The organism is Arthrobacter sp. S39, from assembly GCF_004320525.1.
Lineage (GTDB): Bacteria > Actinomycetota > Actinomycetes > Actinomycetales > Micrococcaceae > Arthrobacter.
This window is the reverse complement of record NZ_SIHX01000007.1, coordinates 97,239-119,191: the sequence shown is the minus strand read 5'-3', so window position 1 is coordinate 119,191 and position 21,953 is coordinate 97,239. Positions and strand designations below refer to the sequence as shown.

At 65.9% G+C, this 21,953-nt stretch carries 19 protein-coding genes; 10 read left to right on the top strand and 9 right to left on the bottom strand.

Annotated elements, in window-relative coordinates:
- Positions 1–154: 154 nt before the first annotated feature.
- From EYS21_RS15285 to EYS21_RS15275, 3 genes are all read left to right on the top strand, one after another.
- Complete coding sequence (locus EYS21_RS15285; RefSeq protein WP_131134068.1) at positions 155–1,111, top strand: glycosidase; 957 nt, start codon at positions 155–157, stop codon at positions 1,109–1,111.
- 138 nt (positions 1,112–1,249) lie between these two features.
- Positions 1,250–1,795, top strand: a complete 546-nt coding sequence (locus EYS21_RS15280) for a YceI family protein (protein WP_131134067.1) — start codon at positions 1,250–1,252, stop codon at positions 1,793–1,795.
- A 4-nt stretch (positions 1,796–1,799) separates the two neighbouring features.
- Positions 1,800–2,162: an acylphosphatase gene (locus EYS21_RS15275; protein WP_131134066.1), complete on the top strand. Its 363-nt coding sequence runs from the start codon at positions 1,800–1,802 to the stop codon at positions 2,160–2,162.
- A 33-nt stretch (positions 2,163–2,195) separates the two neighbouring features.
- Here EYS21_RS15275 and EYS21_RS15270 read toward each other — a convergent pair whose 3' ends face one another.
- Complete coding sequence (locus EYS21_RS15270; protein WP_131134065.1) at positions 2,196–5,855, bottom strand: TM0106 family RecB-like putative nuclease; 3,660 nt, start codon at positions 5,853–5,855, stop codon at positions 2,196–2,198.
- A gap of 142 nt (positions 5,856–5,997) precedes the next feature.
- On the bottom strand, positions 5,998–7,194 hold the full coding sequence (locus EYS21_RS15265; protein ID WP_131134064.1) for a TerC family protein: 1,197 nt from the start codon (positions 7,192–7,194) through the stop codon (positions 5,998–6,000).
- 225 nt (positions 7,195–7,419) lie between these two features.
- Between EYS21_RS15265 and EYS21_RS15260 the strand changes: the two genes are divergently transcribed.
- Positions 7,420–9,747, top strand: a complete 2,328-nt coding sequence (locus tag EYS21_RS15260; RefSeq protein WP_131134063.1) for an FdhF/YdeP family oxidoreductase — start codon at positions 7,420–7,422, stop codon at positions 9,745–9,747.
- 98 nt (positions 9,748–9,845) lie between these two features.
- On the opposite strand, the gene EYS21_RS15255 is transcribed toward EYS21_RS15260, so the two are convergent.
- Positions 9,846–10,175, bottom strand: coding sequence for a DUF6457 domain-containing protein (locus tag EYS21_RS15255; protein WP_131134062.1), 330 nt, complete (start codon positions 10,173–10,175; stop codon positions 9,846–9,848).
- A gap of 208 nt (positions 10,176–10,383) precedes the next feature.
- Here EYS21_RS15255 and EYS21_RS15250 point away from each other — a divergent pair, with 208 nt between their 5' ends.
- Both EYS21_RS15250 and EYS21_RS15245 read left to right on the top strand, forming a co-directional pair.
- Positions 10,384–11,574 carry a serine hydrolase domain-containing protein gene (locus EYS21_RS15250; RefSeq protein ID WP_131134061.1) on the top strand — a complete coding sequence of 397 codons (1,191 nt, stop codon included), beginning with the start codon at positions 10,384–10,386 and terminating at the stop codon, positions 11,572–11,574.
- 72 nt (positions 11,575–11,646) lie between these two features.
- Positions 11,647–12,000 carry a GNAT family N-acetyltransferase gene (locus tag EYS21_RS15245; protein ID WP_131134060.1) on the top strand — a complete coding sequence of 118 codons (354 nt, stop codon included), beginning with the start codon at positions 11,647–11,649 and terminating at the stop codon, positions 11,998–12,000.
- Between the two features lie 32 nt (positions 12,001–12,032).
- On the opposite strand, the gene EYS21_RS15240 is transcribed toward EYS21_RS15245, so the two are convergent.
- Positions 12,033–12,413 (bottom strand): STAS/SEC14 domain-containing protein, encoded by a 381-nt coding sequence (locus EYS21_RS15240; protein ID WP_131134059.1) that lies wholly within the window; start codon positions 12,411–12,413, stop codon positions 12,033–12,035.
- 99 nt (positions 12,414–12,512) lie between these two features.
- Here EYS21_RS15240 and EYS21_RS15235 point away from each other — a divergent pair, with 99 nt between their 5' ends.
- Positions 12,513–13,874 carry an MFS transporter gene (locus EYS21_RS15235; RefSeq protein WP_131134058.1) on the top strand — a complete coding sequence of 454 codons (1,362 nt, stop codon included), beginning with the start codon at positions 12,513–12,515 and terminating at the stop codon, positions 13,872–13,874.
- A 75-nt stretch (positions 13,875–13,949) separates the two neighbouring features.
- Here EYS21_RS15235 and EYS21_RS15230 read toward each other — a convergent pair whose 3' ends face one another.
- Entirely contained in the window at positions 13,950–14,975 is a 1,026-nt protein-coding gene (locus tag EYS21_RS15230) for a LacI family DNA-binding transcriptional regulator (protein ID WP_131134057.1), read from the bottom strand.
- A gap of 161 nt (positions 14,976–15,136) precedes the next feature.
- Between EYS21_RS15230 and EYS21_RS15225 the strand changes: the two genes are divergently transcribed.
- Together EYS21_RS15225 and EYS21_RS15220 are read left to right on the top strand one after the other, a co-directional pair.
- Positions 15,137–16,072 carry a dihydrodipicolinate synthase family protein gene (locus tag EYS21_RS15225; protein WP_131134056.1) on the top strand — a complete coding sequence of 312 codons (936 nt, stop codon included), beginning with the start codon at positions 15,137–15,139 and terminating at the stop codon, positions 16,070–16,072.
- Positions 16,073–16,202: 130 nt separating this feature from the next.
- Entirely contained in the window at positions 16,203–17,501 is a 1,299-nt protein-coding gene (locus EYS21_RS15220; protein ID WP_347559568.1) for an Nramp family divalent metal transporter, read from the top strand.
- A 79-nt stretch (positions 17,502–17,580) separates the two neighbouring features.
- Here EYS21_RS15220 and EYS21_RS15215 read toward each other — a convergent pair whose 3' ends face one another.
- Positions 17,581–17,883, bottom strand: coding sequence for a putative quinol monooxygenase (locus EYS21_RS15215; protein WP_131134055.1), 303 nt, complete (start codon positions 17,881–17,883; stop codon positions 17,581–17,583).
- Positions 17,884–18,037: 154 nt separating this feature from the next.
- Here EYS21_RS15215 and EYS21_RS15210 point away from each other — a divergent pair, with 154 nt between their 5' ends.
- A complete protein-coding gene (locus EYS21_RS15210; RefSeq protein ID WP_131134054.1) occupies positions 18,038–18,775 on the top strand; it encodes a VOC family protein in 738 nt (245 codons plus the stop codon).
- 18 nt (positions 18,776–18,793) lie between these two features.
- Here the strand turns inward: EYS21_RS15210 and EYS21_RS15205 are convergent, their stop codons facing one another.
- The 3 genes from EYS21_RS15205 to EYS21_RS15195 all read right to left on the bottom strand — a co-directional run bounded on the left by EYS21_RS15205 (position 18,794) and on the right by EYS21_RS15195 (position 21,920).
- Positions 18,794–19,693 carry an SDR family NAD(P)-dependent oxidoreductase gene (locus tag EYS21_RS15205; protein ID WP_242633449.1) on the bottom strand — a complete coding sequence of 300 codons (900 nt, stop codon included), beginning with the start codon at positions 19,691–19,693 and terminating at the stop codon, positions 18,794–18,796.
- A gap of 118 nt (positions 19,694–19,811) precedes the next feature.
- Positions 19,812–20,564: a metalloregulator ArsR/SmtB family transcription factor gene (locus EYS21_RS15200; RefSeq protein WP_131134053.1), complete on the bottom strand. Its 753-nt coding sequence runs from the start codon at positions 20,562–20,564 to the stop codon at positions 19,812–19,814.
- 105 nt (positions 20,565–20,669) lie between these two features.
- The gene (locus tag EYS21_RS15195) at positions 20,670–21,920 is read right to left on the bottom strand and encodes an AGE family epimerase/isomerase (RefSeq protein WP_131134052.1); all 1,251 of its coding nucleotides are present in this window, start codon (positions 21,918–21,920) and stop codon (positions 20,670–20,672) included.
- Positions 21,921–21,953 lie beyond the last annotated feature (33 nt).

The window sequence follows — 21,953 nt, the reverse complement described above, 5'->3', positions numbered from 1 at the left end:
AATAAACAGCCCCAGACCCGAGACTCCCGCCTCACTTCCGGTGTAACTCGCGTCATAGTCGGTCACGACACGCAGAGTTAACCAATTCAAGTCGTGCGATTTAACAGGCTGTTGGCAAGATGCCTAGAGACCGATCGCTTTATAAAGGGGAATTATGGCCAAGTCCACCGCAGAAAACACCAACCTTCGACTCAAATCCGTGCTGGATGTCCTGACGGAAGGCACGTGGACCGGCGATGCGCTGAACGCAGGAGGCGTGCTCGCTGAGGCCACCGTCCGCGTGCCGTTCAGCCCGCACGAGGCCGAGCTGCTCAGCGGCGGGATTCCCCGCGGCCACAAGACCCTCACCTCCGCGACGGCCAAGCTGGTCAAGGCCGGCTGGCTGGTCAAGGGCCGTTCCGGGTGGACCATCACCGAGGACGGGATGCGCGCCACGGTTGCCTTCGCCGATGCCGACGCTTTTGCGGCAGCGCTCGACGCCGGAACCCCGGTCCCGGCCGACACCCCGGTTCCAGTTGCGCCCGTTGCCGCTCCCGCCAAGGTCGCCGCTGCCCGGACCACGCGCAAGTCCGCAGTGGTCAAGAACGCCGAGGCCGCGGACGAAACCGTGACGAAGGCCCCCGCCAAGAAGGCTCCCGCGAAGAAGGCGCCTGCCAAGAAGGCTGCCGAGGCCGTTGGCAAGGCCGCCAAGATCATCGAGGAGGCCGTGGAGCCGGTGGTCAAGGCCGTCCGTGCGCGCAAGGCTGCCCCGAAGACGAAGTCCGAGGCCTCCGTCGCCGCGTCGCTTGAGGGGCCGGACGTGGAGACCTTCCCCCAGCCCGAAGCCGTGGCAGTTGCCGGCGACTTCAACACGCTCCTGGGCGCCCCGGAGAACTGGGCTCCGCAGTATGACGAAGCCCAGATGGCGTTTGATTTCGTCGCCCAGCAGTGGAAGATCAACGCGGAACTGCCTGCCGGCTACTACACCTTCAAGATCGCGCTGAACCGTTCCTGGGAAGAGAACTACGGCGCGTTCGGCACCTTCGATGGCCCCAACCACGAACTGCACCACGACGGCGGCGCTGTCACCATCCGCTACGACCACCGCACGCGGGACATCACCATCAACTGATTCCGCCAGAGGAGTTTTTGTCCAGATAGGGCCGCGTTGCCGACGGGTGACCGCCCCTATCTGGACAAAAACTGCGGAGTGACGCACTGTGGGTTTGGTCGCTGTGACCGGTTTGCACCCACTTAGGAGATGCGGAAAATGACTCTTCCCTCAGGAATCACGCCGGGCGTCTGGACGCTGGACATGTCCCACAGCGAGATCGGCTTCACGGTCCGCCACGCGGGCATCAGCAAGGTCCGCGGCCGCTTCACGGATGCCAGTGCCGAGGCCCGGATCGGCGGATCCCTGGCAGAGGCCTCGCTGCACGCCACGGTGAAGACCGCCAGCTTCGATTCCGGCGACGCCAACCGGGACGGCCACGTCAAGGGCCCGGATTTCTTCGACGTGGAGACCTTCCCCGAGATGACCTTCCGCGCCACCTCAGTTGAAGGCGACGGCGAGGACTACACCCTCACCGGCGACCTCACCATCCGCGGCATCACCAAACCCATCGAACTCGAAGTTGAATTCACCGGGGTGGCCGTTGACCCGTTCGGGGCCACCCGCGCGGGCTTCTCCGCGGAGGCCGAGATCAGCCGCAAGGAGTTCGGCCTGACCTGGAACGCTGCGCTGGAAGCCGGCGGACTGCTGGTCAGCGACAAGGTCAAGATCAACATCGAAGCTGCGCTGGTCAAGCAGTCCTGACGCCATGGCACCTCCGGCAGGACGGCACACCGCAGGACCGGACCCGTCAGGGGTGGGCTCCGCAGGACGGGACTCAGCAGGTCAGGACGACGACGGCGACATCCGGCTTTCTGCACGGGTCTTTGGCGTGGTGCAGGGCGTCGGGTTCCGTTTCTGGACGATGGGCAAGGCCGAGGAACTGGGCCTGACGGGCCTGGTGAAAAACCTCGACGACGGTTCTGTGTCAGTGATTGCCGAAGGGCCGCAACACCGGATCCAGGAGCTGCTGGACTGGCTGAAATCGGACAACACCCCCGGCCGGGTGGAACGGGTTGAAGACACCTTTTCCGCGGCCGAGGGTGCCTTCCGTGGCTTCAGTGCCCGCTGACCGGCGTCTTCGAAGTGCCGGCGGGGAACATCCTCAGCTTGTCCGCGGGCTCAGGCCGATGAACGCACCGAGTTGCTCCAGCACCTCGGGTTTCCGCGGCATGTAGCTGGTGAGTTCGGGGGAGCGGACAATCACCGCCCGCCATTGGCCGCGGGACACCGCGACGTTGATCCTGTTCCGGTTCAGCAGGAATTCGGCGCCGCGGGGAGCCTCGGCGACAGTCGAACAGGCCATGGACACCAGCACCACGGGCGCTTCCTGGCCCTGGAACTTGTCCACGGTTCCCACGCGCACGCCGTCAAGCCCTGCCTGGACGAGGGCGTGGCGGATCAGCTGGACCTGGGCGTTGTAGGCGGCCACCACCAGGACGTCCTCGGCTGTCAGGGGCCGGGCCGGCCTGTCACCGCCGGCAATCCACTTCAAACCGATGTGCCGCTGCGCCTGCCTGACTACTTCGGTCGCCTCTTCTGCGGAGGCCGTGGTGTTGCCGGTGTGGTCAACGAAGACCGATTCCACTCCCGGAGGCAGTTCTGCCAGGCTCCGGAGGGCGGCTGCCGGCGCCGATTCGAGCTTGCCGTCGTAACTGAGGACGGAAACGGCGCGGCACAGTTCCGGGTGCATCCGCCAGCTGTCCGCCAGGAAATAGCCCAGCTCCGTGGGGAGGGTGGCGTGCCCGGCGGCGAGCCAGCCCAGCGCTGACTCGTCCACGGGCTCCGGGTGGGCGCCCTGGGTGACCTGCGGCAGCTGCTGCGGGTCACCCAGGAGCAGGAGGCGTTTGGCAGAACGTGCCACGGCCAGCGTGTTGGCCAGCGAGAACTGCCCGGCTTCGTCGATGACCAGCAGGTCCAGGGACCCGGCAGGCACTGACTTGCCGGTCATGGTCCAGGCAGTGCCGCCCACGAGGCAGCCGCCGCGGGAGTCCAGCAGGGCGGCCACGTCGGCGTCGGAGGTGCGCTGCCACAGGACCTGGTGCGGGGTGGACAGCTTCTTGGCCACGCGGTCCGGATCAACCCCAGCGGTTTCGATTGCGGTGCACAGCATGTTCTCCACTACGGCGTGGGACTGGCCCACGACGCCGATCTTCCAGCCCTCCGCGATCAGCCGGGCAATTACATGGGAACCCACGTAGGTCTTGCCGGTACCCGGAGGCCCTTGGACGGCGAGGTAGGAACGGTCAAGGTCCAGCAGGGACGTAGTGATGGCCGTGACGTAGTCGGCCGCGCCGGAGCTGTCCTTTCCGGCGGCGGCAGGACCGGACAGTGAACGGAACCGCGGCGGAGCCTTGCGCAGGATGTCCACGCCCGGGTGCTCGGGCAAGCGGGGAACAGATGCGCCCACGGTCTGGGCCAGTTCGGCGAGGGCGGCCTCGATGCTCGCCGTCTCAATGGGTTTGTCGGGTGTCAAGGCGCACGGTGTTTGTTCATGGGCAGGAACTTTCGCTGATTCTTTTTCAGAGATCGTTATCAGCGTCTTGCCCGGTGCGCCAGGGGCGTCCTCAACTGCCGAGAGCCGTGTCTTGAAGAGTCCTGCCTTGCTAACCGGCCTGCCCGTCGAACCTTCCAAGCCGTCTGGCAAAGGCACACCATAGAGCCGACACCAGGTTCGCTCAGACTTAAACTCTGAGCCTTCGCTCATAACGCCTAGGAGGCGCACTGTCCTAGTACGCATCCGTTCCCGGGGCTTTACAAGAGACCAATCCTTGAGTACCTCGGCAGATTCGACGACAAAAAGGTTGCGCTGCTCCGGCCAGTCACCGATCTCGGACTCGGTGCGGTCGAAGTGCTCCCACCAGAACTGCTTCCGCTCGCGGCGGTGATAGCCGGTGGCGGCGGCCACCATGGCGATGGCACGCTCGTCGGGGGTCCAGGGCCGGGTGTCCGGGAGGCCGGCCAGGTACTCGCGGAGGCTGAGCTCCTCCGGCGTTGGTTCAGCCTCCGGTGTGTTCGGCGGGACGTCAGGCAACAGCGGCGCCTGGGTGCCGGCGTCGTACGTTCCTGCCCCGGCGTGCCCGCCCGCAGGTGCCGAGCCGGACGCCGAGCCGCGGAGCCCCAGCAGCCAGTCACGGAGGCGGAGGGTGGAGAGGCAGTCGTATTCGTTGTAGTCGGAGATTGAGGCCAGGACCTCTGCTGCCTTCGCGGCGTCTCCGTCGTCACGGGCTGCGCAATACGCGGCATAGGCCACCACCGAGGCCCCGGCATCCTTGACATCCCCGGAGCGGAGGTTGTCACCCATGTAGAGCGGCTCGAGCTTCTTGATGGAGTACGACGGTTCGGAGATCCGCAGCGAGTGGCGGGCCGTGGCATAGAGGTCCACCAGCACCCCCTCGCGGAGCCAGTTGTCCACGATGTCCTCGCCCGCCAGGTGCGTCACTGACAGGTTCCGGAGCGCCGATTTTTCGTACGCTGCGTAGTGGTAGACGTGCATGTCCGGGTACCGGGAGCGGCGTTCCTCGACATAGGCGAGGAAGTCCAGGAAGGCCTGCCGTTCCCCGGAGCGGGAATGCGCCCAGAACGGTCGGAACACCGGCTTGCCGGCCGCCAGTGCGGCTGCATCCGGCGCCTCGATCACGCCGAACAGGTACTCCAGTCCCCACTGGCTGGTTGCAGGGTCCTGCCAGAGCGGATCGCCTTCGAAGTCGAAGAAGATGTCGCCGGGGCTGGGTGCGGGGATGCTGTCCAGTGCGTTCTGGGGCAGCACCTTGAACGTTACGGTGTGGTCTTCGCCGTCCTTGGTGAAGGTCCGTGATCCGTCCGGAGTATCGCGGCCCAGCTGCATCCGGGCCTGGTCGCGGAGCCTGGCCAGCGAACCGGTGGCCTTGTCCGGCGGAAGGTCGGCCAGGGCATCGATGGTGGTGACGCCGTCGGCAATGAGCTTCTTCCGGCGGAGGGTGGACATCCCGCCGACCATCAGGAGGTCGCGGTGGGCCTGGACCTGTTCGGCGCAATAGTTGCACCGCCCGCAGCAGGTGATGCCGGGCTGCAGCCACTGCACCGTGGAACCGTCCTCCCGGTGGGCGCCGGTCAGGGCGCGGAAGTGGTCGCGGCGCTCGCGGAAGACCGGCAGCAGGTCCGGCAGGGAGTGGTGGCTGCGGACGTAGTCGCCGTCGACCACTGCGCCCAGCACCAGCGTGACACGGGGCGATGGTTCCAGGCCCATGCCGATGAGTTGGTCTCCGTAGGCGGCCAGCTGCAGGAGTGCGCCCACCTTGGCGTGCCGGGCCAGCTTGGTGTCCCATACCTCGTAGCGTCCCGGGTTGCCGGTGCCAGCGGCCTCGTTGACGATGAAGTCGGCGTACCCCAGGAACTCGCCGTCGAAGAATGTTGCCTGGAACACCACGTCCGCCCCGGCCCGGAGCGCGAGCTCCGTTTCGGCCTGCTTGGCCACCAGGTCCGCCCGGACGTTCTGGCCCCGCTCGATCGTGAACACACCGGCGCCACGGCTGGCATCCCACCTGCCGTACTGTGCGATCAGGCCGGCCAGGACCTTGGCCTCGTGGTTGTCGCCCAGGGTGCCGGCGCGGCGTTGCATCTCGTCGTCGGGGAACTCGGCCTTGGGCGAGCGGCCCAGTTTCTCGTCCAGGATCCGGAGCGTGCGGTACTCACACTCGCTGGCGGCCACGAGGTCGCTGGCGGAGAACACCAGGTCCGGTGCACCGCGGCCGGGACTACCGCTGGCGGGATCGAGCAGGAACACGGGGGCCTCCCCATTGACTGGCCTTGGCCGGAGGACGGTTCCCCTGGCCTTGGTTTGAATCTAGCAAGAGGGGCTGACAACGCGGGGTCACTTGACGCCCGGCCGAGGCCTCCGGGAGGGCTTTAAGTGACCCCGCGTTGCTTTATCCCTCCGCTGCCCGCACCTGGGCCTTATCGTGCTCGGCATGGGCATTGCGGAGCAGCTGCAGGAACTCGGTCTCGTTGCGGATGAGCCGCTTGTACTTCTCGGGTAGCTTGCGGATCTGGTCTTCCTCCCGGACCATCTTGGCGAAGATTTTGTCCCGCTCCGCCATGTCCGTCTCGTAGTTGAGGTCCAGGTAATCGGTGGCGTGGCGCTTGGCCCCGGACACCGCGTTCTTCGCCTTGCCCTTGGGGCTGAAGATGGACGCCAGGACGGTGACCACCAGGACGCCCAGGATCACGGTGAGGGAAACCCCGGTGCTGACTTCCACCACGTTGACGTGCTGGCCGTCGTTGACGAACGGCAGGTTGTTTTCATGCAGCGCGTGCAGGATGAGCTTCACGCCGATGAAGCCCAGGATCGCCGCGAGCCCGTAGGAGAGGAAGATCAGGCGGTCCAGCAGGCCGTCGATGAGGAAGAACAGCTGGCGCAGGCCCATCAGGGAGAACGCCGTGGCCGTGAACACGATGTACACGTTCTGGGTCAGGCCAAAGATTGCGGGGATGGAGTCCAGCGCGAAGAGGATGTCCGTGCCGCCGATGGCCACCATCACCAGGAGCATCGGGGTAAGGACGCGTTTGCCGTTCTCCATCGTGAACAGTTTGTCGCCGTCGTAATGTTCCGACGCCGGCAGGAACTTCTTGGCGAGCCGCACCACCAGGCCTTCCGATTCTTCGTCGTGGTTGTCCGGCTTAAGCAGGTTGCCGGCGGTGATCAGCAGGATCAGGCCGAAGATGTAGAACACCCAGGCGAAGCTGTTGATCAGGGCAGCGCCGAGGAAGATAAAGGCTGTGCGGGCGATGAGCGAGAAGACGATGCCGAACAGCAGCACCTTCTGCTGGTCCGCCCGGGGAACCCGGAAGCTGGCCATGATGATGAGGAACACAAACAGGTTGTCCACGGACAACGCCTTCTCGGTGACGTAGCCCGCGAAGTATTCGGTGCCCATGGTGCTGCCGCCGAGCACCAGTACGCCAAGCCCAAAGAGGAGCGCGATTCCCACGTAGATGGAGGACCAGATGGCCGACTCCTTCAGCGACGGCGTGTGGGCTTTCCGTACATGGAAGAAGAAATCGAAGGCCAGCAAGCCAACAATTCCCGCGATGGTCAGGGTCCAGACAATGGAGGAAACTTCCACGTTGGGGGCCTTTCGTCGGAGTCTCCTCCAGCCTACCTAAACCGGCTGCAGCGGCAGGTGCGACGGCCGCGCGACCGGACGTGCCGCCGTCGTACGCGGTGAACCGCACCGCGAGGCAGGTGGGCTCCTTGACTTACCCCGCCCCCTGAATAACTGTGGAAAGTGACCGGTCCGCCGATGAAGTCGGCGCGTTGTCGGTCTCCGCAGGAACAAGGAGAATGCAGCGTGACGCGCAAGAACCCGAAAGTGGAAGAGGCCGACGAGTCCGGCATCGAGGTCAGCGGCCATCCCAAGACGTGGGCGGCGGGCGTCCCCGGCGTGTACCACTCCATGCAGCCGGCCCTGAAGCACATGGGAGTGGGCCGGACGGGGAAAACACTGCTGGCGCTGAACCAGAAGGACGGCTTCGACTGCATGAGCTGCGCGTGGCCGGACCCCGGCCACCGCAAGACCTTCGAATTCTGCGAAAACGGGGCCAAGGCGGTCACATGGGAAGCGACGCCGGTGGTGATCGGTTCCGGGTTCTGGGCCGAACACCCGGTCAGCGAACTGCGCGAACGGTCCGAATACTGGCTGGGGATGCAGGGGCGCCTCACTGAGCCCGTGTACAAGCCGGCGGGGGAGGACCATTACCGTCCTGTCAGCTGGGAGCAGGCGTTCACTATCGCCGCTGACAGGCTCAAGGGCCTCGCCAGCCCGGACCAGGCCACGTTCTACACCAGCGGCCGGACCTCCAACGAGGCCGCGTTTCTCTACCAGCTGTTCGTCCGCGCGTACGGGACCAACAACCTGCCGGACTGTTCCAACATGTGCCACGAATCCTCGGGCTGGGCGATGGGGCAGACCATCGGCATCGGCAAGGCCACTATCTCCTACGACGACTTCGCCAAGGCCGACCTGATCATCATCATGGGCCAGAACCCGGGCACCAACCACCCCCGGATGCTGACGGCGCTGGAGGAGGCCAAGGAGGCCGGGGCCAGCATTGTGGCGGTGAATCCGCTGCCGGAGGCCGGACTGATGCGCTACAAGAACCCGCAGACGGTCAAGGGGATCATCGGCCGCGGCACCAACCTGGCGGACCAGTTCATGCAAGTACGGATCGGCGGCGACATGGCGCTCCTGCAGGCCGTCTCCAAGCGCGTCCTGGACGCCGAGGCAGCGGCCCCGGGCACTGTTTTGGACCGCGCATTCCTGGAGGAGCACTGCGAGGGGCTGGAGGACCTGAAGGCGCACCTGGCCGGCCTGGATGAAGCCGCCGTGCTGGAGGCCACCGGGCTGCGGGTCGAGGAGATCGACGAGCTCGCCGACCGGTACCTGCGGGCGGACAAGGTGATCATCACCTGGGCCATGGGCATCACGCAGCACAAAAAGGGCGTGGCCACCATCAAGGAGATCATCAACCTGCTGCTGCTCCGCGGCAACATCGGCAAGCCCGGTGCCGGCGCCTCGCCCATCCGCGGCCACAGCAACGTCCAGGGCGACCGGACCATGGGCATCTGGGAGCAGATGCCGCCGGCCTTCCTGGACTCGCTCGGCAAGGAATTCAGCTTCGATCCGCCCCGGGAACACGGCGTGGACGCCGTGGAAACCGTCAGGCAAATGCGCGACGGCGGAATCCGGGTTTTTGTGGGACTCGGCGGCAACTTCGTGGGAGCCATTTCGGACACCCACGCTGCCTTCGCGGCCATGGAGAACACGGAGCTTTCGGTGCAGATTTCCACCAAGCTCAACCGCTCGCACACAGTCACCGGCGCCGAAGCTTTGATCCTGCCCACTCTGGGCCGCACCGAAATCGACCTCCAGGAAACCGGGCCGCAGTTCGTTTCGGTTGAGGACACCGTCTGCGCCGTGCACGCCTCCCACGGGACCGTGGACCCGGTAGCGCCCGGACTGCTGTCAGAGGTGGCCATCGTCAGCAGGCTGGCCCGGCACGTGCTGGCGGACTCGGTCCACGCCGACTGGGCGGGTTTCGAAAAGGACTACGACCTCGTCCGTGAGCACATCTCCCACGTGGTGGCGGGCTGCGAGGACTACAACCGGAAGATCCGGCAGGACGGCGGCTTTGTGATGCCGAATGGCCCGCGGGATTCGCGGACCTTCAACACACCCACCGGCAAGGCCATGCTGACGGTCAACGAACTGGAACACGTGGAGCGGCCCGCCGGGACCCTGATCCTGCAGAGCATGCGCTCGCACGACCAGTTCAACACCACCATCTACGGCCACAACGACCGCTACCGCGGCATCAGGAAGGGCCGCGACGTGGTGTTTGTCAGCCCCGAGGACCTGGCCGAACTGGGCCTGGCCGACGGGCAGCACGTGGATGTCCACGGCGTGTACGCGGACAACGTGGAACGGGTGCTGCGGAATTTCCGGCTGGTGTCCTACCCCACGGCCCGTGGCTGCGCGGCGGCGTACTATCCCGAAGCCAACGTCCTGGTGCCGCTGGACAGCGTGGCCGAGGGCAGCCAGACGCCCGTGTCCAAGGCTGTGATCGTCAGGCTGGAGCGGGTTATGGCGTTCGTTGAGGAGCCAACGGCTGCGGGATAGCCCGCCTCCTGCCGGCATGGGCGGCCCTGGCCCGCTTGAGCTGTGCGGGCCAGCACCGCTCAAGCGGGCCAGAACCGCTGATGGAAGCCAGGCTTCCCCTACTGCGCCGTGTCCGCCCACCCGGTAGCTGCCGGGCCGCCGTCGTGCCCGTCGTCGCACAGCCGGGACGCGACGTCGGCCGCCTGGGCAACTGCCGCAGTGGACGCCTCCTTGGACCCGGCGCTGCCGTTGCCGGCCGCAAGCCCGGCCGCGTAGCCCACCAGGAACGTGGTCACAGGCGCCGCCGCGTGGATCACCGAACCGGCGGACTTCCGTGCCAGATCAAGGAGCAGCTCCTGGTCCACCTCCAGGTCCAGGATCTGCAGGGCCTGGGTCAGCCGCTGGGTCCACTGGTCCAGGATCTGTGCTTCGTCGTCGTTGACGGCCATCTTCTCTCCTTGGTTGCTGGTTCGCTGGTGTCAGGCGGCAGGACTCGTTGCCCCGTGCCCACGACACTACAAGGGCTGGCGGCGTAAGTCACCGGGCTGCCGCTGGTCCTTGACACCCCTTCCGGCCTTGAGGAATATCGGAGGTGCCGGTGCTGCTGGCGGTCTCTCGGGAGTCCAGTTGCTGACCGGCCCCTTGAAGGGACATGGGATGCAGGCAGCCGTTGATGGTTTCAGCGCCTTCCGCCTCGCGGCCGCTCTCGCTGCTGTGCTGGTGGCTTCGCTCGCTGGCTGCACCAGCGCCCCGGACCCGCCCGAGCAGACCCCCACCGTCCAGTCGCCCACGGCCACAACGTCGGAACGGGCAGTACCGGCCTTCGCCGCCGTTATGGAAAAGTACAGCCAGGAACTGCGCGACGGGGGAGCGACCGCCGTCATCATCCAGGTCAAGTCCCGGGTGGGGGAATGGGCCTCGGCCGAGGGGGTCCGGAACCTCGACACCAATGAAACGGTGCAGCTGACCGACCAGACTCATATTGGAGATATCACCATGTCCATGGTGGCTGTGTCCGTCATGAAGCTGGTGGAGGAAGGCAAAGTCCAGCTGGATGACCCCATCCAGGAATACCTGCCGGACTTCGAGAGCGTCGTCAAGCCGCCCGGACCCATCACCATCCGCAGCCTGCTCAGCCACCGGTCCGGGATGCCCCACTATTGGGACGCCCTGCATGGGATGGGCAACGCAGGGGACCAGCGCATGAGCCATAAAGAGCGGCTGGCTGCCATCGCCGCCGTCCGATGGACCGGAGGATCGGGCAGCCTTTACAACTACTCCAACACCAACTATTCGGCGCTGGCGCTGCTCGTCGAGAAGCTGCGTGGCAAGGATATCGGAGCGGTCGTTCACGACGATACGGTGGAGCCCCTGGGGCTGAAAGACACCCTGATGACGGGGGATGAGCCGGGCCCGCAACGGATGGTCCACGGCTACACCCGGACGGACGGAGGCGAACGGGTGGACAACACGCTCAGCCCGTTCCACGTGGGGTCCGCCGACACCGGCATGATTTCCACTGTTCCCGAACTCAACGCCTTTTTCGCCGCCCTGCAGAAGGGCGACCTGCTGACCCGCCAAAGCGTGGCAGAGATGCACCATCCGAAGTTCGAACAGTACGGCCTCGGTGTTGTCAGGCAGTACGACTCGTGCTCAAACAACGACTACTTCGGCAATGTCGGGGTGGTGCGGGGCTACGCAGCGCTCGCCCTGATCAGCGCCGACGGATCCCGGCAGATTGCCATGGCCGTGGCACGCGCGCCGAAGCCTGACCTGATTGGATTCGATGACCCGCAGTCGGTCGAGATGGTCAAAGCTGCCGTGGATGCGCTGAACCTGGCCTGCTAGACGTCCACGAAATAGGGCGAGGGGTTCCGAGGTTAGGCTGTACCAGAAGCCGAAAAACCGAGGAGATCTTCGATGAATGACGTCACTATCCAGCACAACCCTGACCGTGAACGCTTTGAGGTGCTGGTGGCCGGCAATGTGATCGGCAAGGCGGCGTACAAGGATTACGACGGCGGCACGTCGCCGCAGCGGATTTTCTACCACACGGTGATTAATGAGGAGTACGGCGGGCAAGGCCTTGCGGGCAAGCTCGCTGCCGTGGCGCTGGATGAGACCGTCGACGCTGGCTTCCGGATCGTGCCGGTGTGCCCGTTCATCAAGAAATACATCACCAAGAACCCTGAATACGCCGGCGACACCGCGCCCATTGCTCCTGCGCACTTGGAATTCCTGAACGACGCACTGGCGCCCCGCGCCCGGGCGTAGGGAATCCTCGCAAAGGGTCTGTGATTCCCAGCCTATGCAGCTGGCGTTTCCAGCAGCCAGGCCATGGCATCGTCCCGGGACGTGAAGAAGCGGGTGGGGCAGGGCGGGACGTGCAGGCTGAGGAAGAAGTTGGCGAGCACGCGGTCAACCGGACTGGAGCCCAGCAGTGCGATCCTTGACGCGGCGCACGGGATGGAGAACACGGCCCGGGCCTGGCGGCTCACGGACTCGGTGGTGGCCATATCAACCAGCATCGGATACTCGCTGCCGTCGGCAACAACGTTGACTGCTGCCATGGCCTCCTGGGCATCCACTTCCTCGATCCGGACACTGCGGTTCCAGACCAGGTGGATGTACCTGTCATCCTCGAGGTCTACCGTGCCTTTGCCGCCTTTTACCGTGATCGGTTCCACTGCTGCCCCCAGGAGTCTCAGTTGAGCACATACTAGTCCTCGCCGCGGCCCCGGTCACAAAAATCGCAGATTGAAAGGCCTTTACGCCAGACTGTTTCCGTGAGCAACAAACCCCGGACCGGTCTGGCGGTGGCAGGCCTGAGCCTCGGCACCGCGCTGAACCCGCTGAACTCCTCCATGATCGCCGTCGCACTGGTGGTCCTGCGTGCGGACTTCGGGCTTGACGTCGCCACCGTCACCTGGGTGATCACATCCTTCTATCTCGCCTCCGCCGCCGGGCAGCCCTTGATGGGCAGGCTGGCTGACCGGTTCGGGCCACGGCGGATGTTCATGTTGGGCATGGGCACCGTGGCCGTCACGTGCGCGCTCGCCCCGTTCTCGCCCAATTTCGCGCTGCTCTGCGTTGACCGTGCCGTGATGGCGCTGGGTACCGCCACGGCCTACCCCAGCGCGGTGGTGATGATCGGAGCCATCGCGCAGCGGGCGGGGACGGAATCCTCGCGGCCGCTCGGCCGGATCCAGATGGCAAACACCTCCGCCGCGGCGGTGGGGCCCGTAGCCGGCGGCCTGCTGGTGGGCCAGGTCGGCTGGGAGGCGTTGTTCCTGGTCAACGTACCCCTTGCCCTTGCAGCCCTCTTCATCGTGCGGAAGGTGGCCCCGGCCGACGGCGTCCGGGAACGGGGGAGCCTGGCCCAGCTGGTCAAGGATTCGGACATTCCCGGGATTGCGGGCTTCGTCGGTTCGCTCCTGCTGGTCATGATGGCGCTGCTGGACGTAGCCCCGGGCTACCGCTGGTGGATGCTCGGCGCCGGCACTGCCATCGCCGCGCTTTTTGTGTGGCGTGAACTCCGCTTCAACCCGCCGTTCCTGGACCTGCGGCTGCTCGGCCGGAACCGGCCCCTGATGCTGGTCTACCTGGGGTTCGCCGTGTTCAGCAGCGTGTACTACTTTGTGTTTTTCGGCCTGCCGCAGCTGCTGCAGGAAGCCGGCGGCTATGACCCCGCGCTGGTGGGGCTGCTGATGCTGCCGCTGGCGGCGACCTCCGTGCTGGCCACGCCGTGGGCTGTCCGGGCCATGGGCAAATTCGGCGTCAGGCGCGTGCTGATTGCCGGCGTCGTACTTCTCACCCTGGTGGCCGCGCTGATGTGGCTGCTCACCGGATCACTTGCCATCCCCCTGGTCCTGGCACTCACCACCCTGATGGGCATCCCGTACGGGACGGTGGGGATCGCCACCAACCAGGGCATGTTCCTTTCCGTCAGGCCGCAGGAGCGCGGTGTGGCGGCCGGGATCTACCAGACCTGCCGCTACGTGGGCGCCATCACCGCCACGGTGCTCATCGGCGTATTCGCCGGCGGCGGTGTGGACCAGGCCAGCTGGGGACTCATGGTGATTGCCATGCTGGTGCTCAGCGCCGTCGCATTCGGTGTGACCCTGCTGTGGCGGCAGCGGGCGGCCTAGCCATCCAGCGCGAACGTACACTTGGGGCCCCAATTTTTGGGCCACAAGTGTACGTTCGCGCTTTTGGCCGTTTTTCTAGTCCCTGCGGTGCTGCGGGGATCCACTCGATTCGCGCGGAATCAGCGTGGGCATGGACCTGCGGATCTGGGGTTCCTTGCCGGGATTCACGATGAGGTCGATCGCGTTGCCGGCAATCTGGTCCAGTGGCACCCGCACTGAGGACAGGGGAGTGGCGAGCCGGGACGAGAGGGGTATGTCGTTGTAGCCCACCAGTGCGAGATCACGTCCCACGATGGCCTGGCAGCGGTGCGCGGCGGCGATGATGCCCATGGCGAGGTTGTCGTTGGCGGCGAAAATGGCGGTGGGGCGCGGGCCGTCTCCGCCCAGCAGGGTTTCCCCGGCCGCGAAGCCGTTTTCGATGCCGTAGCCGGCCGCGAGCAGCCACTCCTTCCGCGGCGTGATGCCGGCCTCCTCCATCGCCCGCCGCGCGCCGGCGAGGCGCGCCGTCCCGGTGGAGGTGAAGGACGGACCGGTGACCACCGCGATGTCGCGGTGCCCAAGATCGATGAGGTGGCGCGTGGCCAAGTAGCCGCCCACTTCGTCGTCGCCGAGCGCTGACGGGCTCACGCCGTCGGTACGCAGCACCAGCGCGTGCGCCACCTTCCGCTGCCGCAGCAGCTTCGGCAGCTCGTCGTCGAGCCGGGCCGTCGCAAGGATCAGTCCGTCAACGTTGCGGTCCAGCAGCGTCTCCGCGGCGCGGCGCTCGTCGTGGGGGTCGTCCCCGCTGGTGGCAACCATGGCGAAGTAACCGCGGTCCGAGGCTGCGCGCTCCAGTTCTTCAAACATCAGTGCCATCACGGTGTCGCTGAGGCGTGGGACCAGCACACCGAGGGTCCGGGTCTCGCCACGGCGCAGGCTCGACGCGAAGGAGTTGCGGCGGTAGCCAAGTTCCTCCGCCACCTTCCGGACGTGCTCCGCCGCCGCGGAGCGCGAGGCCGTGCTCCGTTCGTCCAGGGCCCGGCTGGCGGTGGACAGGCTTACGCCGCTGGCGGCGGCAACATCCCGCAGCGTAACGGTGGTGCCTGGTGCGACCGGTTCCATGTGGGGTCTCCTCTTCGCGATTGTCGTAGGAGACACTCTATTTCCTCCGTCTTTCACAACTGACCCTTGACAGTGAGCTGGAACACGCCGCACAATGAAAACGTTCCCGCAAACGTTCTCATCCTAGCGGGACCACCGACTACGAGACAGAGGTAATTTCAATGACGATCGATCTCCGCGGGCTGGTTCCCGCTCCCGTAACGCCGTTCAACCGCGACGGAAGCGTCGACGTCGACGCGATCCACCGCTTGGGCGGCTGGCTCGCCAGCGTTGAAGGCGTCAAGGGACTGGTTGTCCTGGGCCACGCCGGCGAAGGCACCTTCCTGACTCAGGACGAGCAGGCCCTGGTTATCCGCGAATTCAAGAACGCCGTCAACGGCGGAATCCCGATCATCGCCGGCATCACCGGCGAGGGCAACACCGTCGCTGCGCTCGAAGCAAAGCGTGCGGTCGAGGCCGGCGCCGAGGCCGGCCTGGTTTACCCGTCCCACGGCTGGCTCCGCTTCGGCTACCAGAAGGGCGCACCCCAGACCCGCTACAAGGAAATCTACGAAACGTCCGGCCTGCCGCTGATCCTGTTCCAGTACCCGGATGCCACCAAGGCCACGTACGACCTGGAGACCCAGCTGGAAATCGCCGGCCAGGAAGGCGTCTTCGCCACCAAGAACGGCGTCCGCAACATGAAGCGCTGGGACACCGAAATCCCCGTCCTGCGGGCAACCTACCCCGACCTGCAGATCCTGACCTGCCACGATGAGTACCTGCTGCACACCATGTTCGACGTCGACGGCGCACTGGTGGGCTACGGCGGACTCGCACCCGAGCCCTTGGTGGAACTGATCGCAGCCGGCAAGGCGAAGGACTACGCCGCCGCCCGCGCCATCCACGACCGCCTCCTGCCGGTCACCAAAAACGTCTACCACCGCGGATCTCACATGGAAGGCACCGTCGCCCTCAAGGAAGGCCTCGTGGCCCGCGGCATCCTGGACCACGCCACTGTCCGGCCGCCGCTGCTTCCCCTCGCCGAGGGTGCCGGGGCGGAAATCGCCCTGGCCCTCAAGTCCGCCAACCTCGGCAGCGTCACCGTCCCTGCCTGACCAGCACTGCCTGACTCCTGGATCTATCGGGATGGCGGTCACCTGCCCGCCATCCCGACCCCAACTTTCACTCTCTCCACCCTGGTCAACGACGACCCCCAGCATTGAAGCTGGAGAAGGAGGACTCGCAATGCGCGAGCAGAATAGGACCATCCACACCCTGGACGAACAACGAGGTCAGATGGTCACGCCCGAAAGCACTTCCGTTTCCAACCCACCTGCCAAACGCCGGTCCTTCCTCGGCTACCTGGCGCTGATGGGCCCGGCGTTCGTGGTGGGAGCCTGGCAGTTCGGGCCCGGCAACCTCACCACCGCCGTTCAGGCCGGCAGCCGGTTCGACTACACCCTGGTCTGGGTCATCGCCGTCTCTACCGTCCTCATGATCTTCTTTACCGACATGAGTGTCCGGCTCGGCATCGCGACGCCGACGTCCTTGATCACTTCCATCAAGGAGCACCTCGGCAAATGGGTGGGCATCCTCGCCGGCTTCGGCGTTTTCGGAATCACCCTGATGTTTTCGGTGGGCAACGCCGTGGGCTCCGGCCTGGGCCTGTCGCTGGTGTTCGGCGGCTCGCCGGTGCTCTGGACCGTTGTCTGCACCGCCGCCGTCGCCTTCGTCCTGGCGTTCAAAAACGTCTACGGCATCGTGGAAAAGGCACTCCTGGCCATAGTCGTCCTGATGGGCATCGCGTTCATTGCCAGTACCGTCGTGGCCCAGCCTGACTGGTACCGGGCGATGGAAGGGATGGTCCCTCAGCTGCCCCCGGGAAGCGAGATCCTGATCGTGGCACTGGTGGGGACCAACTTCTCCATCAACGCAGCCTTCTACACGTCCTACGGCATCAAGGAAAACGGCCGTACACGCGCCGACTACCGGGATATCACGCTGGTGGACACCATCCCGGGCATCGTCGCCCCCGGCATCATGACGGCCCTGGTCATCATGGTGGCCGCCTCGGTCCTGGGCAAAACGGGAGCCGAGGCAGGCACCATCAATGCCCTCGCCTCCGTCTTCACACCCCTGGCAGGTCCTGTCGGGTCCATGCTCTTCGCCCTGGGGCTCTCCGGAGCGGCGTTCTCCTCCATGATCGCCAACGCCACCGCAGGGGGCACCATGCTCTCTGACGCCCTCGGCCGCGGCGCCAAAGCAGGCTCCGTCGCCGCCCGGATTGTCACCGGCCTGATTCTTGCCTTCGGCCTGGTCATTACCCTGTCGTTCCAGTCCTCGCCCGTAGGCCTGATCGTCATCGCCCAGTCCCTCACGGTCCTCATCGCACCGCTGCTCGGCATCCTCATCGTCATGATGGCCAACAAACGTTCCGTCATGGGGGACCTGCGGAACCGCTGGTGGCACAACCTGTTTGCCGCCGTCGGGCTGGTCGCCATCATCGCGTCGTCCCTCAGGCTGATCACCACCTTGCTCGGCTAGGGTCCCCGGTCGGGTCCGAATGCTCGGCACAACAAGCGGCGATGCCCCAAAGTGGGGTGTCGTCGCTTTGCTGCCTGAGTCAGTCGCGCAACGGTGATCCGGCCACCATGAACCGGTTTCCGCCCATCACCCCTGTGAGCAGGGGCATGGCTTCCTGGATGGCGGCACGGACGCTGGCAAGCTGCAAGGATCCGCGATGGGCCTCCTGCGACTCCCAGAGTTCGCACACGTAGACCGTGTCTGGTGACTCGTCGTTGACGCCGACCTCATAGAGCAGGCAGCCCGCATCCCGGAGTTCCGGGTTGGCTTTCACCAGGACCGCCACAACGTCATCCCGGCGCCCCGGCTTCACTTCAAGGGTTCCCACATTCGCGAAAGTCATGCGCACAGTCTGGCACGGCGTCCCCGACGGCGGACCGGTCGGGGCGCGCCACGCGGCCAGGCTTGGTCACCGTGCTGGCGCTGTCTGCGGCAGGGCAAACCAGCCCTTAGGGCGTGCTCCAGATCCGTCATGACCTGGGATAGGGTCGTGCGTTATGGCGCTGCGACTTGTTCAGGTGAATTTCAAGGCTCGGGATGACTCAGCCCTCGGCCGGTTTTGGGCGGAGGCACTCGGCTGGGGTGTTTCCAGCGAGGGACCCGGCGTGACCAATGTTGAGCCCATCGGCTTCGCCTGGCCGGACCCTGCCGCCGTCTGCGTTGATGTGGTCACGGTCCCGGACCCCGAGACGGTGAGGTACCGCGCGCACCTCGATCTCGCCACCACATCTGCGGCCCATCATGCGGAGCTGGTGGCGCACCTTTTGGCGCTCGGCGCGACGCCCGCAGACGTGGGCCAGGGCGATGTGCAATGGACGGTCCTGGCCGACCCGGAAGGCAACGTGTTCTGCGTGCTGGAGCCCCGGGAGATCTACCACGACACCGGGCCGATCGCCACGGTGGTGGTCAACTGCGCGGATCCGCGGGCCATGGCCCGGTTCTGGAGCGAGGCCACGGACTGGACCCTGCACGAGGTGAACGACGATCACGCGAGGCTGCGTTCGGCCAAGGGCGTGGGGCCGTATCTGGAGCTGCTCCGTACCTCCGGACCGGAGACCGTATGGAACCGTGTCCACCTCGACCTGATGCCGTATCCCGGTGACGATCAAGGCGCCGAGGTTGCCCGGTTGCGGGCTCTGGGCGCCACTGACGCCGACGTCGGCCAGGGCGAGGTGCCGTGGGTGTGCCTGGCCGACCCGGAGGGCAACGAGTTCTGCGTCCTCACCCCGGGCTGACGCGGAGCCCCGGCTCCGTCACTTTGGCAATCCGGCCAGGTGGGCGCACGCGTCCCAGAGCCTCTGGCGAGCTTGCTGGTCCGAGCCCATGCCCGGCGTCGGCAGTTCCTTGCGCTTCGTCCAGAGCTTTCCTGTGACCTTGGCTGTTTCGCTGGCCGTGGCGAGCCAGAGCGGTGTGTCGGCCGCCTTTTCGACCGGGGCGCCGAACGTGTTTGTGACCCAGCGGAATGGGCCACCCACGTCCGTCAGCAGCGCAGTGTCCTTCACCAGCCCAGGGTGGACGGCGTTCGCCACCACGCCGGAGCCGCGCAGCCGCTCCGCGAACTCCTGGGTGAGGAGGACCCGGGCCAGCATCGTGGGCGGCGTGGAGCGAAGGTAGCTGTACTTGCCGTTCGCCGTCTGGAGGTCATCGAAGTTGAGCTTGGTATTGCCGTATCTGGACGCGATGTTCACGATGCGCGACGTGTGCGGCCCTACGGCGGGCCCGTCCGCAGTCCCCGCGCTGACCCGTCCAGACGCGGCGCCGTTCCTGAGTGCATCAAGCAGCAGGTTGGTCAGCAGGAAGTAGGCCAGCACGTTGGTGGCGAAGGTCAGTTCGAGCCCGTCGGCGGTGACGTGGCGGTCCTTGCGGAACACGCCCGCCGCGTTGACGAGCACGTCGAGCCGGTCATGCCGGGTCAGGAAGTCAGCGGCCGCAGCACGGATCGAGGACTGGACTGAAAGGTCACAGGCCAGCGGCTCAAGATGCGCGGCCGGAACGCGCGAGCGGATGCCCTTCATCGCCTGTTCCGCCCGGGCTTCGGACCGCCCCACCACCACGACCAGCGCGCCTTCCCGGGCGAGGCCGGCCGCGACGGCGTTTCCCAGGCCGCCTGCCGCGCCTGTCACCAGCGCCACGGTTCCCTCCATGGAAGCCATCGCCTCCGCCTCCTGACGCCCGGTGCTGGGATCCTTCCCGCGAGGTACTTGCGCGGAGTTGCCGGGTGCTCTCAGGCTATGCCTCGGCCGGGAAATATCCCAGCTTCCGTGGCGGGCATCAGGTATACATCAGCGAACCCGGTGTGGTGAGTTTCTCTCCGGTTTCGAGCCAGGTCTTCAGGCCGGAGAGGATCATCGGCCAGCCGCCGTACAGCTGGTCGTTGGCCCCTTCGCGGAGGTCGCTGTGCGTGACGGTGAGGTGGCACGAATCGCCCACCGGTTCGATTTCCCAGGTGATGGTGGACCAGCCCTCGGCCTTGACGTCTTCGCCCCAGAGCGCGCGCATGGTCTGGACGAGCTTCCGCGGCGGGTCCACTTCCTTGTTTTCTCCTTCGCCCAGCGGTTCGTCGGCCTTGACGTTGCGCATTTCGAAGCGGCCGCCGGGTGTCCAGTCCGAGTCGATGGTGTTCCCGAACTGGTATTTGCTCCGGATCTCGCTGGTGGTGATGGCTTCCCAGAGCCGTTCCGGGGTGGTCTTGATGTAGATTTCGAAGATTTTTTCCATGGGACTTTCCAATCTGGATTTGAGGTCGCTGAGCGCAGCGGCCCATGGTTCGGCGAATTTGCTCACCCAGCGGTCGTGGATGAGCCGGATGGGCACCGGGTTCAGGAAGTGCAGTTTCTGGCGGCCACGACGGCGGGTGACCACCAGTCCGGCTTCCTCCAGCAGCCTGAGGTGCTTGGCGATCCCGAAACGGGACATCTCGAAGCGGGACTGAAGCGCGCCCAGCGATTGCCCGTCCTCGCGGAACAGCTCATCGAGCAGGTCCCTGCGGGTGGGGTCGGAGAGTGCCTTGAAGACGGCGTCCATACAACCCAGAATAGGTGACCATATGGTCACCTATCAAGGGTTGCAGGGTGTTAAATTAGCGGCTTTGAGCGGGCCCTGGAGACCAGCGGACCGCGGGTTCCCGTGTTACCCGGCCGCGGTAAGCCGTGCGTCCAGCAGGCCCGCCGCGACTGCCGGGGCAAGCCCGGGTGCCAGTGGAAGGCGCGGGACCACCAGGCAGTGCCAGAGGTGGTAAATGTCAGCCTTGCCGGACCACACGGTCGAGGTGACATTGCCGTTCTCGTCGAGTTCCTGCTTCCAGGACCCGTGCTCGTAGTCGATGAACCAGTCGCGGGCGTGGTCCCAGATCCGCTCGTACCAGTCCGCATACTTCTGCTCGCCGGTGGCGATGTAGAGGGCTGCCGCGCCCCCGATTGCCTCGGCGGGAACCCAGCGGATGCGGGTGGTGACAACCGGCTTGCCTTCCCAGTCGACGGTGTACACAAATCCGGGGTGACCGTCCGGCTCCCAGGCGTCGCGGATGGCGGCGTCGAACAGGCCCCGCGAGTCCTCCAGCAGCCACGCCGGGACCTCCATGCCGCGGGCTTCGAGCCCGGCGCGGACGTGCAGGAGCAGGCGCGCCCACTCAACCCAGTGGCCGGGGGTTCCGCCGTACGCGCGGAACTGGCTGGCCCGGTCATCGGTGTTGTACTCCGGCATGGGGTTCCACTCCGGGTCGAAGTGCTCGAAAACCCGGTAGTTGTTGTTGCGCGCAAAGTCGTGGATGAGCACCGCGGCGATATGGAGGGCCCGTTCGAGCCAGCGGTTCTCCCCGGTCACATCGGCGACGATGAGGTACGCCTCGACGGAGTGCATGCTCGCGTTCCCGCCCCGGTAGGCTTCGGTTTCCGTGAATTCCCGGTTCCACGAGTCGAAGCACATGCCGGCGTCGTGGTCCCAGAACTTCGTGTCAGCGATTCGCAGCGCCTCGTCGAGCAACTCCCTGGCGCCCGGGCGTTTGGCCGCAACGGCGCTGGCAGCGGCGAGGAGCACGAAGGAGTGCTGGTAGCCGGACTTGGTGTCGTTGACCGGTCCGTTCCCGTCCACCTCGGCATACCAGCCGCCGAACTCATCGTCGTGGAATAATCCGTTGAGCGCAGCGATGCCGTGGTCGACGAGTGTCGCAGCGCCTGGCCGTCCCATCAGGGCAGCGACGGCGAAACTATGGACCATCCGCGCGGTAATCCAGAGGTGGGTCGGCTTGTCGGTGAACACCGCGCCGTTGTTGTCGAGCCAGCCGAATCCGGTGGGCACCTTTGAACCCGCGGCGAAATTGATCAGCCGGTCGGTTTCGGCCTCGAGCCATCGCGCGTGAGCGGCACTGTTCAGCCACGTCATGTTATTTCCTTTCCATGGTGCGGGTGCAGATTG